Raw genomic sequence first — 13,404 nt, forward strand, 5'->3', positions numbered from 1 at the left:
GGCCTACACAGGTTCGTAGGTCGGGTTAGCGCAGCGCCACCCGACATTTTTTTGAGTTATACCGCAGGACGCACACCGAGTGTGTGGCAAATCGCGTAACTCATTTCTGCGCGGTTCAGGGTATAGAAGTGGAAATCCTTCACCCCTTCGCGGCTGAGAATTTTCACCATGTCCATCGCGATGTTCGCGCCGACGAGTTTGCGAGTTTCTGCATCATCATCCAGCCCGTTAAACATTTGCGCCATCCACGCAGGAATGCGGACGTTGGTCATATCAGCGAATTTCTTCGCCTGTTTGAAGTTGGAGACCGGCAGAATGCCCGGAATAATTTCCACATCAATGCCGGTCGCTGCACAGCGATCGCGGAAACGCAGGTAGCTTTCCACGTCGAAGAAGAATTGGGTGATCGCGCGATTTGCCCCGGCATCGATTTTACGTTTCAGATTCAGCAAATCGGCCTGCGCGCTTTTCGCTTCCGGGTGCACTTCAGGATAAGCGGCAACCGAAATATCGAAATCACCCACATCCTTCAGCAAGCTCACCAGATCGGCCGCGTACATATCCGGCTTACCGCTGCCCGGAGGCAAATCACCGCGCAGGGCGACGATATGGCGAATACCGTTATTCCAGTAATCCTGGGCAATGGTACGCAGCTCTTCGCGCGAGGCATCGATGCAGGTCAGATGCGGAGCGGCTTCGAGACCCGTTCTGTCTTTAATCCCTTTGATGATGCTGTGCGTACGGTCGCGCTCACCTGAATTCGCGCCGTAGGTGACGGAAACGAATTTCGGTTTCAGGCTGCTCAGCCTGTCGATAGAGGACCACAGGGTCTGCTCCATTTCACTGGTGCGCGGCGGGAAAAACTCAAAGGAAACGTTAATCTGGCCTACTTCTGCCAGGCTCTGATTCAGGGCTTCCCGCTGGTTGGCGTGAAAAAAGCTCATACCTTACCTCTGTCTGTCGCTTTGGAGTTGCTGATGTTTGTTGTTATGTGAACTTCTATACGTTTAGACGTCCAGATGTAAAAATGACGGAAAAGCCGCAGGACGTCAACAGAAAAAACACCGGAAGGGGTGAGGAATATTCAGCGAAGATGAAAAAAGTTCATGATGGGGGGAAGTGCGGCCTGATGCCCTCTCCCCCGGCCCCTCTCCCACAGGGCGAGGGGAGAAGCAGAGTTCCCTCTCCCTTGAGGGAGAGGGTTAGGGAGAGGGGGAAAAGCCGAGGAAACTACAGAAGCTGAGCCAGACGATTGATATCGGACTGAATCGCCCCGGCGGTCACATCACGGCCCGCACCCGGCCCGCGGATAACCAGCGGGTTGTCGCGATACCAGCGGCTTTCAATCGCGAAGACGTTATCGCAGGGCAGCAGTGCCGCCAGGGGATGCTCAGGACGAACCGCTTCCACGCCAACACGTGCTTTGCCGTTGGCATCGAAACGGGCGACATAGCGCAGCACCAGACCCATTTCCTGCGCGGCTTCCAGGCGCTGGATCATCTGCTCGTTGAGCTCATCGCCATTCTCAAAGAAATGGTCGATGGAGCCTTCTTCGCAATGCGACGGCACCAGGGATTCGACGCGTACCTGATCCGGTTCGATGTCATAACCCGCTTCACGCGCCAGGATAACCAGCTTGCGCATCACATCTTTGCCTGAAAGGTCGACGCGTGGGTCTGGCTCGGTCAGCCCTTGCTGCCAGGCCTGATCCACCAGTTCGGTGAACGGCACCGTGCCGTCAAACTGCAGGAACAACCAGGAAAGCGTGCCCGAGAAAATCCCGCTGATGGCCAGAATCGAGTCGCCACTTTCACGCAGGTCGCGCACGGTATGGTTGACCGGCAAGCCCGCGCCTACAGTGGCGTTGTACAGCCAGCGACGCCCTGTTTTTTCAAACGCATCGTGGATCTGGCGGTACTTGTCGCTGGTGCTGGCACCGGCGAGTTTGTTGGCGCTGATCACATGGAAACCGTGGCTGGCGAAATCAAGATACTGATCGGCGAGCTGTTCGCTTGCCGTCACGTCCAGCACCACCAAATCGTCATACGGATGAGCGCGCATCCACAGGAACAGCGATTCTTCATCCTGCTCGACGGCTTCATCGTTGAAGAATGCCAGCGCGCGACTGGCATCCAGACCTTCGTAATTCAACAGGCTGCGACGACTGTCCACCACGCCCGCCAGAACGAACTCAAACCCTGTACGCGCGGAAAGCGTGCTTTGCTCGCGGGCAAACAACTCAAGCCAGCGAGAACCGATGTTGCCCTTGCCGAACAACACCAGGCCGATACGTTTTTCGGCACGGAAAATGGACTGATGCAGGCCCTGAATCAGGCTTTCTGTCGGCCCGGTACGCAAGATGGCAACCAGGCTGATGCCTTCTTCAGACTGCCAGGTGAACTCCACTGGCTGACCTTTTAACTGCTGCCAGAAACGGTGGCAATGCAGTGGATTGCGGGTCACACCCGCCCCGACCATCGCTACCAGCGCCAGACCCTGACGCAAACGCAGTTCGCCTGGCAGGCCAGCTTCATCCAGCAGCTTCAGCGCGCTGTCCACCACTTCAGCGGTATAGCAGAATTGCAGCAGATGACGGTCAGTATGGACGCCAACCGCCAGCGGGCGAACCTGCGCACGTTTAAGCACTAAATCAATTTCTTTGTGCGCCAGTTTGAAATCCTGCCCGGCAGGCACAACAAACTCAATCAGGCAAACATCATCATGGCTGGTGACAATACGTGCCCCAGTGCCAGAGGCCAGTACGCGCTCAATACGGGTTGAGCCCTGATCCGGGGTGTAGCTACAGCGCAGTTGCAGGTCGATATCACTGCCGGAAACAGGTTGAAGAGTACGGGCATGCAGAACCGGTGCCGCCAGACGTGCCAGCTCGCTGGCTTCATCAAGACGCAGCAGTGGCAGCAGACACGCATCTTTCACTTTACGCGGGTCGGCGCTGTAAACACCGGCCACATCACTCCAGATGGTGACGCGGGAAACGCCCGCCAGTGCGCCAATCTGCGTGGCGGAATAGTCAGAACCATTACGGCCCAGCAGGACTGTTTCACCCGCGTTATCGCGGCTGATAAATCCAGTCACCACCAGACGTTTGTTCGGATGCTGCGCCATCAATTGCTGGAGCAGTGGGAATGAGAGGCCTTCATCCACCTGGGGTTGGGCGGCGCGTTCTGCACGCAAGAAGGAACGGGCATCAAGCCAGGCAGCATCCAGCCCTTGTTGTTGCAGAACAGCCGCCATCAGACGGGCCGACCACACTTCACCGTGGCCCACCACTTCGGCATACACGGCATCGGTAATGCCCGCATCGAGAAGTGCCGCCAGACGCTCAAGATCCTGAATAAAACCGGCAATCATGCTGTCGGCAACGTCGGCAGGCAGCAGGCCGGTAATCAGTTCAATCTGGTAACGACGCAGCGACTGCTGAACCTGATGCGCAGAAAGGCGGTCGGTCTGGCTGAGCTTCAGCCAGCTGATCAACTGGTTGGTGGTGCTGCCTGCGGCGGAAACAACCATCATGTCTTCAGGCTGCGAGTGCTCAGCCATAATCCCTGCCACACGCAGGTAACATTTCGCATCCGCCAGACTGCTGCCACCAAACTTATGCAGTTGACGACCTTTCGCCCCTGCCTGCGCTATCACACTCATGTTTACCCCTCGTTTGCTGCCCGGAACCCATTTTCCAGGTCGGCAATTAAATCTTCGCTATCTTCAATACCGGTCGAAATACGCAGTAGCGTTTCGGAGATCCCTGCCGCTGCGCGCGCTTCTGGTGCCATGCCCGCATGGGTCATGGTCGCCGCGTGGGAAATCAGGCTTTCCACGCCGCCTAAAGATTCTGCCAGTGTGAACAACGACAGCCCGCTCAGGAAGCGGCGCAGGGTGTTCTCATCGCCGTCCAGTTCAAAACTGAGCATCGCCCCAAAGCCTTTTTGCTGACGAGCGGCAATCTCGTGGCCCTGGTTTTCCGGCAGAGAAGGATGATACAGCTTTTTCACCAGCGGTTGCTGCTTCAGGAACTCAACAATGGCCGTTGCGTTACGCTGCGCCACTTCCATACGCGGGCTGAGCGTACGCAGACCACGCAGCAGCAGGTAGCTGTCGAACGCGCTGCCGGTGACGCCAATATTATTCGCCCACCATGCCAGCTCAGTGACAGTGTCAGGATCTTTCGCAATCACCACGCCCGCGACCACATCGGAATGGCCGTTCAGGTATTTGGTGCAGGAATGCAGAACCAAATCGGCCCCAAGCGCCAGTGGGTTTTGCAGCGCCGGGCTCAGGAAGGTGTTATCCACCACGCTGATGGCACCAGCCGCACGCGCCAGTTCGCAGATTTTCGCAATATCCACGACGCGCAACAATGGGTTACTTGGGCTTTCTACCAGCACCAGCTTCGGTTTTTCTGCCAGCGCCGCTTTCAGCGCCTGCTCGTTACCTTGATCGACAAACAGCACGCGGTAGCAACCGCGCTTTGCAAGGCTATCGAACAGGCGATAGCTGCCGCCGTAACAGTCGTGTGGTGCCACCAGCAAATCGCCAGGCTTCAGATAAACCGTCGTCACCAGATGAATGGCTGACATGCCGGTATTGGTCAGCACCGCGCCCGCGCCACCTTCCAGTTCCGCCAGCGCACGCTGCACGACATCACGAGTCGGGTTGCCGCGACGGGAATAGTCATGAGCGCGGGGCTCATTGAATCCGGTGAAGTTATAGGTACTGGAGAGGTGAATCGGGGGGACAACGCAGCCATATTGCTCGTCATCATTTAACCCGCTACGCACTGCGATGGTGGCTTGTTTACGCGTCATGGTGAATCGTTCCTGGCTTTGGCGATGAAAAGTCAGGCCCCAGAGTAACCACTGCCACAATAGACGTCAATACATCTGGACATCTAAACTTCTTTGCGTATAGATTGAGCAATCGGTGAATAGCCGTTAAAATCATCCGTATTAGCGCACATTAGAAAAGGCTTTGCTGATGTCATGGTCACATCACTAAGGTAAACTGTGCGGGATTATGGTCGGGCGAGCGCTCAGACCTTTTATTAATGATTAGAGGAAAGGTATCTCATGGCTGAATGGAGCGGCGAATATATCAGCCCCTACGCTGAGCACGGTAAGAAGAGTGAACAAGTCAAAAAAATTACGGTGTCCATTCCCCTGAAGGTGCTGAAGATCCTCACCGACGAACGTACCCGTCGCCAGGTGAACAACCTGCGCCACGCCACCAACAGCGAACTGCTGTGCGAAGCGTTTCTGCATGCCTTCACCGGCCAGCCACTGCCGAACGATGAAGATCTGCGTAAAGAGCGTAGTGACGAAATTCCGGAAGAGGCGAAAGTGATCATGCGTGAGCTGGGTATCGACCCGGATACGTGGGAATACTAAGCCGACGAGCTCTGCTGTTCAGTCCCGCTGAGCGTACTCAGCGGGATACTTTCTTAGAAGTTATACCCCAACCCAACACGGTATCTCGTCTGACGATCGTCAGTGGTGGTGGTGTTATAGCCTGATGATACATTACCGACTTCAACAAACGGCACCCACGAATCAATGTTATAGGCGACGCGGAAATTATATTCGTAGTCTTCTTTTTTGTTGTTGTACAGGTCCTCGTTATCGGCAAACTTATAAATGCCATTAAGTTCAAACATCCAGTTATTGATGTTATAACCCAACCATGCCTCAGGGCGATACACCGTGCGGTCATCTTTTCCATCAGCATTACGGCGCGTATATTCTGTGCGGTAACGGAAAGCAGTCCACCAGTTGTCATTAATATTGTATTGCACGCGAAGATACGGTTTATATATTGCCATATCATCGCCCATTTCCACGGCAACACCCGGCTGCCAGATAAATCCTTGCCAGGTAAATTGATAGCTTGCCGTGTATTCGTTACTGTTCGCTTCCATATTATTAAGCGCATCATTAGATTGCGCATTATCAGAACGCGAGACAGCTTCCACCGCTACACCAAAGCCCGTGCCAAAACGGTGTGACATGTACACACGATCATAGTTACGTCCGTCGTCGTAATATTCATGTCGATAATCAACATAACCCGCCTGAGCGGCACAGGATATTAGCGGAACCAGTAATAAAGCGCGCGTAAATTTCATTATATTCCCTCAGAGAACGGCTTCAAAAAACCATTGCGTCGCAATCCATGTCCGGAAAAGGACTACCCGCGAGATGGAAAGACACTGAATGTAAAAACGGTGTCACTCACGTCGAACTTTATTTTTTTGGGATAATGCAAACCTTTTAAATTCTGCCGTTAAAAAAGCAGAACTGGCAAAATAGAAAAGGTGTTAAGGATCGTTATCGCAACGGGGATAATACTGTAGATGAGGAGCCTGAATTTATCTCTGAGAATATATTGATGTTTTAATAAAGAAGTAACAGGAACCGATAATCGTATTGCGGACACAAAAAAACCGCCCGCAGGCGGTTTTTTCTGGCAACAAGATAACTTATTTTGCGCCTGGGATGCTGAAACGCTTGTTGAAGCGGTCAACACGGCCACCGGTAGCAACGTCACGCTGCTTGCCAGTGTAGAACGGGTGGCATTTGCCGCACACGTCCAGGTTCAGATCGTGACCCGCGGTAGAGCGGATTTTGATCACATTACCGCAAGAGCAGTTTGCAGTAATTTCTTCGTATTTCGGGTGAATATCTTTTTTCATGGGAGAACCTCAGTTAAGGCCGCGTCGCTCTTCCAGCCCTAACGCCAGACACCACGCGATGTTGATAGTATAGTTTTTGATACCGCATAAAGCGCATCAAAGGCCGCGAATCATACAGAATTTGACCACGGGTTGCAATCTGATCCGCGCTCCCTGAGTAACAATGTGTATACTATCCCACCCTTTTTCAAGTCAGGAAGAGCTGATGCCCGTCGCACACGTTGCCCTGCCCGTTCCGCTTCCCCGCACCTTTGACTATCTGTTGCCCGACGGCATCAGTGCCAAAGCCGGGTGTCGCGTTCGCGTGCCGTTTGGGAAACAACAGGAACGCGTCGGCATTGTGGTCTCCGTCAGCGACGTAAGCGAACTGCCGCTGAATGAGCTGAAAAGTGTCATTGAAGTGCTGGACGTTGAGCCGGTGTACACGCCGACCGTCTGGCGCATGTTGCTGTGGGCCGCAGACTATTACCATCATCCTGTTGGCGATGTGTTATTTCATGCCTTGCCTATCTTGCTGCGTCAGGGGAAACCCGCCAGCGCGACGCCGCTCTGGTACTGGTTTGCCACTGAGCAAGGCCAGGCTGTTGATATCAGTACCTTAAAAAGATCGGCTAAGCAGCAGCAGGCGCTCGCCGCGCTGCGCCAGGGCAAAATCTGGCGTCATCAGGTTGCTGAACTTGAATTCAACGACGCCGCGCTGCAAGGCCTGCGCAAAAAAGGCTACTGCGAACTGGCCAGCGCCGCGCCGATCATAACCGACTGGCGAGACGGTTATGCCGTGACGGGCGAACGCCTTCGCCTGAACACGGAACAGGCCACCGCCGTGGGCGCAATACATAGCGCTTCGGGCAGCTTCTCTGCCTGGCTGCTGGCGGGCGTGACCGGCTCGGGTAAAACTGAAGTTTATCTGAGCGTTCTGGAAAACGTGCTGGCGCAAGGCAAACAGGCGCTGGTGATGGTGCCGGAAATCGGCCTGACGCCACAGACCATCGCCCGTTTTCGCGAACGCTTTACTGCTCCAGTCGAAGTGCTGCACTCCGCACTGAACGACAGCGAGCGGCTCGCTGTATGGCTGAAGGCCAAAAACGGCGAAGCGGCGATTGTGATTGGCACACGTTCTTCCTTATTTACACCGTTCAACAATCTCGGCGTGATCGTTATCGACGAAGAACATGACAGTTCCTACAAGCAGCAGGAAGGCTGGCGCTACCATGCCCGCGACCTGGCGGTGTGGCGTGCGCATAACGAGCAAATCCCCATTATTCTGGGCTCCGCAACACCGGCGCTGGAAACACTGCATAACGTTCGTCAGGGTAAATACCATCAGCTCAAACTGACCAAACGCGCGGGTAACGCCCGTCCGGCCAATCAGCATGTGCTGGATTTAAAAAGCCAACAGCTTCAGGCGGGTTTGTCGCCTGCGCTTATCGGCAGGATGCGTCAGCATTTACAGGCAGACAACCAGGTCATTCTGTTTCTGAACCGTCGCGGTTATGCACCTGCCCTGCTGTGCCATGAATGTGGCTGGATTGCCGAATGTCCACGCTGCGACAGCTATTACACCCTTCACCAGACACATCGCCATTTGCGCTGCCACCACTGTGACAGCCAGCGCCCTATTCCGCGCCAGTGTCCATCCTGCGGCTCAACGCATCTGGTGCCGGTGGGATTAGGCACAGAGCAGCTCGAAGAAGCGCTTTCACCGCTGTTTCCGGACGTACCCATTTCACGAATCGACCGCGATACCACCAGTCGCAAAGGTGCGCTGGAACAGTATCTGGCCGAAGTGCATCGGGGTGGCGCAAGAATTTTAATTGGCACCCAGATGCTGGCCAAAGGCCACCATTTCCCGGATGTCACCCTGGTCGCGCTGCTGGATGTGGACGGGGCGCTGTTCTCTGCGGATTTCCGCTCCGCCGAGCGCTTTGCCCAGCTTTACACGCAGGTGTCTGGCCGTGCGGGTCGGGCAGGTAAGCAAGGTGAAGTCATTTTGCAGACTCACCATCCTGAGCATCCTCTGCTGCAAACGTTGCTTCACCAGGGCTATGACGCCTTTGCCCAACAGGCTTTGGCAGAACGCCAGACACTGCAATTGCCGCCATGGACCAGCCATGTGCTGATTCGCGCGGAAGATCACAATAATCAGGATGCACCGCTGTTTTTACAGCAGTTGCGAAACCTGATTCAGGCCAGCCCATTGACGGACGATAAGCTCTGGTTACTCGGCCCGGTGCCTGCACTGGCACCAAAACGTGGCGGACGCTGGCGCTGGCAAATCGTGCTGCAACACCCATCACGCCTGCGTTTGCAGCACATTGTTAGCGGCGCCATGGCGCTCATCAATACCCTGCCCGCCTCACGAAAAGTGAAATGGGTGCTGGACGTCGATCCGATTGAAGGTTAGCCCTGGCGCTGCGAGGGAGATCGAAAAATTCAACTTCGGTCACAATTTTCATGAAATTTCTGTAACTCCCCTGACTGACTCTCTGATAAAAAAGAGGTTGTTGTCAGAGACAGCGGAAGTCTCTGCCCCCGTCAGCGAGGAGAACCCAGGTGAAGTCCAATAAAGAGGTTGTTGCGGCAACCATGAAGGATGTGGCTCAGAAAGCGAATGTCTCTACGGCAACCGTTTCCCGGGCATTGATGAACCCCGATAAAGTCTCCCAGGCGACGCGTAACAAAGTGGAACAGGCGGCGCTGGAAGTGGGTTATCTTCCTCAGGCTCTGGGGCGCAACATGAAGCGCAACGAGTCGAGAACCATTCTGGTGATAGTGCCGGACATCTGCGATCCTTTCTTTAGTGAGATTATCCGTGGCATCGAAATCACGGCGGCCGGGCAAGGCTATCTGGTGTTGATTGGTGACTGTGCGCACCAGAATCAGCAAGAAAAGACCTTTATTGACCTCATTATCACCAAACAAATCGACGGCATGCTGCTGCTGGGCTCCCGCCTGCCGTTTGACGCCAGCATCGAAGAGCAACGGAATCTGCCACCGATGGTGATGGCCAATGAATTTGCGCCAGAGCTGGAACTGCCGACGGTCCACATCGACAACCTTACCGCCTCGTTTAATGCCGTAAATTATCTGCATGAGCTGGGCCATGAGCGCATTGGCTGTATTGCCGGGCCGGAAGAGATGCCGCTGTGCCACTACCGTCTGCAAGGCTACGTCCAGGCCCTGCGCCGCAGTGGAATTACCGTTGATCCGCATTACATTGCGCGCGGCAACTTTACGTACGAAGCCGGGGCCAATGCGCTGGAACAACTCCTGGATCTGCCCCAACCGCCAACAGCGATTTTCTGCCACAGCGATATTATGGCGCTTGGCGCAATGTCTCTCGCAAAACGCCGCGGCCTGAAAATCCCTGAGGATTTATCGATAATTGGCTTTGATAACATCTCTTTAGCCGAGTTTTGCGACCCACCACTGACCACCGTTTCACAGCCTCGCTTTGAAATCGGCCGTGAAGCCATGCTGCTGTTGCTCGATCAACTGAGCGGTCAGAATGTGAGTAGCGGCTCACGCTTACTCGACTGTGAACTGGTCCTTCGCGGTAGTACTGCTAAAAATAGGCCTTAAACTAAACGGCTTTCGGACTCTCGCTTCTGGTCAAAGCCCCGTCGCTTAAGTAACATGGCGGACTGACGAACGAATAAATACAGCGAAACGATAGTGGCACAACGAGATTATGTACGCCGCAGCCAACCGGCTCCTTCGCGGCGCAAAAAGAGTCCTTCAAGGAACTCACGGAAGAAGCAAAGTAGCTTTCCTGCTGTTTCACCAGCGATGGTCGCTATTGCTGCGGCTGTGCTGGTCGCCTTTATTGGCGGTCTGTACTTTATTACCCATCACAAGAAAGAAGAAGCTGAGGCTCTCACGGGTCGTCAGGTGACAGGCAATGGCCTGCCGCCGAAGCCTGAGGAACGCTGGCGTTACATCAAAGAGCTGGAAAGTCGCCAGCCTGGCGTACGTGCGCCCACTGAGCCGTCTGCGGGTGGCGAAGTGCAGAACGCGAATCAGCTTACCGACGAACAGCGCCAGTTGCTGGCACAAATGCAGGCCGATATGCGCCAGCAGCCAACGCAGCTGACGGAAGTGCCGTGGAACGAGCAGACACCAGCCCAGCGTCAGCAAACGCTGCAACGCCAGCGTCTGGCGCAACAGCAAGCTCAGCAGCAGCAAGTTCAGCAACAACAGTGGTCGCAGTCTCAGCCAGTACAGGCTCCGCGCACGCAACCGCGTGTGAGCGAACAGCCTTATCAAGCGCCACAGCAGGCTCGTACCACTCAGAGCCAACCTGCTCAGCAACATCAGGCGCCGCCAAAGCAGAGCGCTCAGCAGCCCTATCAGGATTTGTTGCAGACGCCAGCGCACACGGCTGCCAGCCAGCCAAAAACTCAGCAGGCTGCCCCAGTCACGCGTGAACCAGAACCTGCTAAACAGACAGCCGAGAAAAAAGACGATCGTCGTTGGATGATTCAGTGCGGTTCCTTTAAAGGTGCCGATCAGGCCGAAACCGTGCGTGCCCAGCTCGCCTTTGAAGGTTTCGATTCCCACATCACCACCAATAATGGCTGGAATCGCGTGGTCATTGGCCCGGTGAAAGGCAAAGAGAATGCCGATGGCACCATCTCGCGCCTGAAGGTTGCCGGCCACTCAAACTGCATTCGTCTCGCCTCCGGGGGTTGAAACCCCCAAAATCCCCCCCATCTATAATTGCAATCTGCCCCGCATAGCGTGCGGGGCCTGTATTCTGCTTTACACCCAGGGGGTCCGCTCGTGACAACAATAGTTAGTGTTCGCCGTAACGGTCATGTCGTTATTGCCGGTGATGGTCAGGCAACGCTTGGCAACACCGTGATGAAAGGCAACGTGAAAAAAGTCCGCCGTTTGTATAACGATAAAGTGATCGCCGGCTTTGCGGGCGGTACCGCCGATGCCTTCACGCTGTTCGAACTGTTCGAGCGTAAGCTTGAAATGCACCAGGGCCATCTGGTGAAAGCCGCTGTGGAGCTCGCCAAAGACTGGCGTACCGACCGTATGCTGCGCAAACTCGAAGCGCTGCTGGCCGTCGCCGATGAAAATGCCTCACTCATCATCACCGGTAACGGTGACGTGGTGCAGCCCGAAAATGATTTGATTGCCATTGGTTCCGGTGGCCCTTATGCGCAGGCTGCTGCCCGGGCGCTGCTGGAAAACAGTGACCTCGGTGCCCGCGAAATCGCGGAGAAAGCGTTGGATATTGCAGGCGACATCTGCATCTACACCAACCACTTCCACACCATCGAAGAATTACCTTCTAAAGCGTAAGGATCTCCCATGTCTGAAATGACCCCACGCGAGATTGTCAGCGAACTCGACAAACACATTATCGGCCAGGACGCCGCCAAGCGTTCTGTGGCTATCGCCCTGCGTAACCGCTGGCGCCGCATGCAGCTCGACGAAGAGCTGCGTCACGAAGTCACCCCGAAAAACATTCTGATGATTGGCCCAACCGGTGTCGGTAAAACCGAAATCGCCCGTCGTCTGGCCAAACTCGCCAACGCGCCGTTTATCAAAGTGGAAGCCACCAAGTTCACTGAAGTGGGCTACGTCGGTAAAGAAGTGGATTCCATTATCCGCGACCTGACCGATGCCGCCGTGAAAATGGTGCGCATGCAGTCCATCGACAAGAACCGCTATCGTGCGGAAGAGATGGCGGAAGAGCGCATTCTCGATGTGCTTATCCCTCCAGCGAAAAACAACTGGGGCCAGGCTGAACAGCCGCAGGAGCCGTCTGCTGCTCGTCAGGCATTCCGCAAAAAACTGCGTGAAGGCCAACTGGACGACAAAGAGATCGAAATCGATCTTGCGGCGGCACCGATGGGCGTTGAAATCATGGCACCTCCTGGTATGGAAGAGATGACCAGCCAGCTGCAGTCCATGTTCCAGAACCTTGGCGGCCAGAAACAGAAACCGCGTAAGCTGAAAATCAAAGACGCGATGAAGCTGCTGATTGAAGAAGAAGCGGCGAAGCTGGTGAACCCGGAAGAGCTGAAGCAGGATGCCATCGACGCCGTTGAGCAGCACGGCATCGTGTTCATCGACGAAATCGACAAAATCTGTAAGCGCGGCGGTAACTCCTCCGGCCCGGACGTGTCACGCGAAGGTGTTCAGCGCGACCTGCTGCCGTTAGTGGAAGGCTGCACCGTTTCCACTAAGCACGGGATGGTCAAAACCGACCACATTCTGTTTATCGCTTCTGGTGCCTTCCAGGTTGCCAGCCCGTCAGATCTGATCCCGGAACTGCAGGGTCGTCTGCCGATTCGCGTTGAGCTGAAAGCGCTCACCACCGAAGACTTTGAACGTATTCTGACCGAACCGAACGCCTCTGTGACCGTACAGTACAAAGCGCTGATGGCCACTGAAGGGGTAACGATTGAGTTCACCGAAAGTGGTATTAAACGTATTGCACAAGCCGCCTGGCAGGTTAACGAATCCACCGAAAATATCGGTGCGCGCCGCCTGCACACCGTGCTTGAGCGCCTGATGGAAGACATCTCCTACGACGCCAGTGAACGTCAGGGTGAGTCCTTTACCATTGATGCGGAGTATGTGAGTAAACATCTCGATGCGTTGGTGGCAGATGAAGATCTGAGCCGTTTTATCCTATAATCCCGGTAATTGCATTTTCATCACTGTTGATGGGGGCTCTT

General features: G+C 55.0%; 11 protein-coding genes. 6 read left to right on the plus strand and 5 right to left on the minus strand.

The window, feature by feature from the left end:
* Nucleotides 1-56: 56 nt before the first annotated feature.
* From metF to metB, 3 genes are all read right to left on the minus strand, one after another.
* A complete protein-coding gene (metF, locus tag ACI2I2_RS12585; protein WP_404658211.1) occupies nucleotides 57-944 on the minus strand; it encodes a methylenetetrahydrofolate reductase in 888 nt (295 codons plus the stop codon).
* A 286-nt stretch (nucleotides 945-1,230) separates the two neighbouring features.
* Nucleotides 1,231-3,663 (minus strand): bifunctional aspartate kinase/homoserine dehydrogenase II, encoded by a 2,433-nt coding sequence (locus ACI2I2_RS12590; protein WP_404658212.1) that lies wholly within the window; start codon nucleotides 3,661-3,663, stop codon nucleotides 1,231-1,233.
* Nucleotides 3,664-3,665: 2 nt separating this feature from the next.
* Nucleotides 3,666-4,826 carry a cystathionine gamma-synthase gene (metB, locus tag ACI2I2_RS12595; RefSeq protein WP_404658213.1) on the minus strand — a complete coding sequence of 387 codons (1,161 nt, stop codon included), beginning with the start codon at nucleotides 4,824-4,826 and terminating at the stop codon, nucleotides 3,666-3,668.
* Nucleotides 4,827-5,087: 261 nt separating this feature from the next.
* Here metB and metJ point away from each other — a divergent pair, with 261 nt between their 5' ends.
* Nucleotides 5,088-5,405, plus strand: coding sequence for a met regulon transcriptional regulator MetJ (gene metJ, locus ACI2I2_RS12600; protein WP_007369220.1), 318 nt, complete (start codon nucleotides 5,088-5,090; stop codon nucleotides 5,403-5,405).
* 53 nt (nucleotides 5,406-5,458) lie between these two features.
* Here the strand turns inward: metJ and ACI2I2_RS12605 are convergent, their stop codons facing one another.
* Together ACI2I2_RS12605 and rpmE are read right to left on the minus strand one after the other, a co-directional pair.
* The gene (locus tag ACI2I2_RS12605; RefSeq protein ID WP_404658214.1) at nucleotides 5,459-6,139 is read right to left on the minus strand and encodes an oligogalacturonate-specific porin KdgM family protein; all 681 of its coding nucleotides are present in this window, start codon (nucleotides 6,137-6,139) and stop codon (nucleotides 5,459-5,461) included.
* Between the two features lie 354 nt (nucleotides 6,140-6,493).
* Nucleotides 6,494-6,706: a 50S ribosomal protein L31 gene (gene rpmE, locus ACI2I2_RS12610; protein ID WP_404658215.1), complete on the minus strand. Its 213-nt coding sequence runs from the start codon at nucleotides 6,704-6,706 to the stop codon at nucleotides 6,494-6,496.
* Between the two features lie 205 nt (nucleotides 6,707-6,911).
* Between rpmE and priA the strand changes: the two genes are divergently transcribed.
* The 5 genes from priA (at nucleotide 6,912) to hslU (ending at nucleotide 13,363) form a co-directional block, all read left to right on the plus strand.
* The gene (gene priA, locus ACI2I2_RS12615) at nucleotides 6,912-9,110 is read left to right on the plus strand and encodes a primosomal protein N' (RefSeq protein WP_404658216.1); all 2,199 of its coding nucleotides are present in this window, start codon (nucleotides 6,912-6,914) and stop codon (nucleotides 9,108-9,110) included.
* A gap of 149 nt (nucleotides 9,111-9,259) precedes the next feature.
* Nucleotides 9,260-10,288 (plus strand): DNA-binding transcriptional regulator CytR, encoded by a 1,029-nt coding sequence (cytR, locus tag ACI2I2_RS12620; RefSeq protein ID WP_404658217.1) that lies wholly within the window; start codon nucleotides 9,260-9,262, stop codon nucleotides 10,286-10,288.
* Nucleotides 10,289-10,381: 93 nt separating this feature from the next.
* Nucleotides 10,382-11,398, plus strand: coding sequence for a cell division protein FtsN (ftsN, locus tag ACI2I2_RS12625; RefSeq protein ID WP_404658218.1), 1,017 nt, complete (start codon nucleotides 10,382-10,384; stop codon nucleotides 11,396-11,398).
* Nucleotides 11,399-11,488: 90 nt separating this feature from the next.
* Nucleotides 11,489-12,019 (plus strand): ATP-dependent protease subunit HslV, encoded by a 531-nt coding sequence (gene hslV, locus ACI2I2_RS12630; RefSeq protein WP_330984239.1) that lies wholly within the window; start codon nucleotides 11,489-11,491, stop codon nucleotides 12,017-12,019.
* A 9-nt stretch (nucleotides 12,020-12,028) separates the two neighbouring features.
* A complete protein-coding gene (hslU, locus tag ACI2I2_RS12635; RefSeq protein WP_404658219.1) occupies nucleotides 12,029-13,363 on the plus strand; it encodes an HslU--HslV peptidase ATPase subunit in 1,335 nt (444 codons plus the stop codon).
* The last annotated feature ends 41 nt before the right edge of the window (nucleotides 13,364-13,404 follow it).

It is taken from the genome of Scandinavium sp. NPDC088450 (assembly GCF_044900545.1).
Lineage (GTDB): Bacteria > Pseudomonadota > Gammaproteobacteria > Enterobacterales > Enterobacteriaceae > Scandinavium.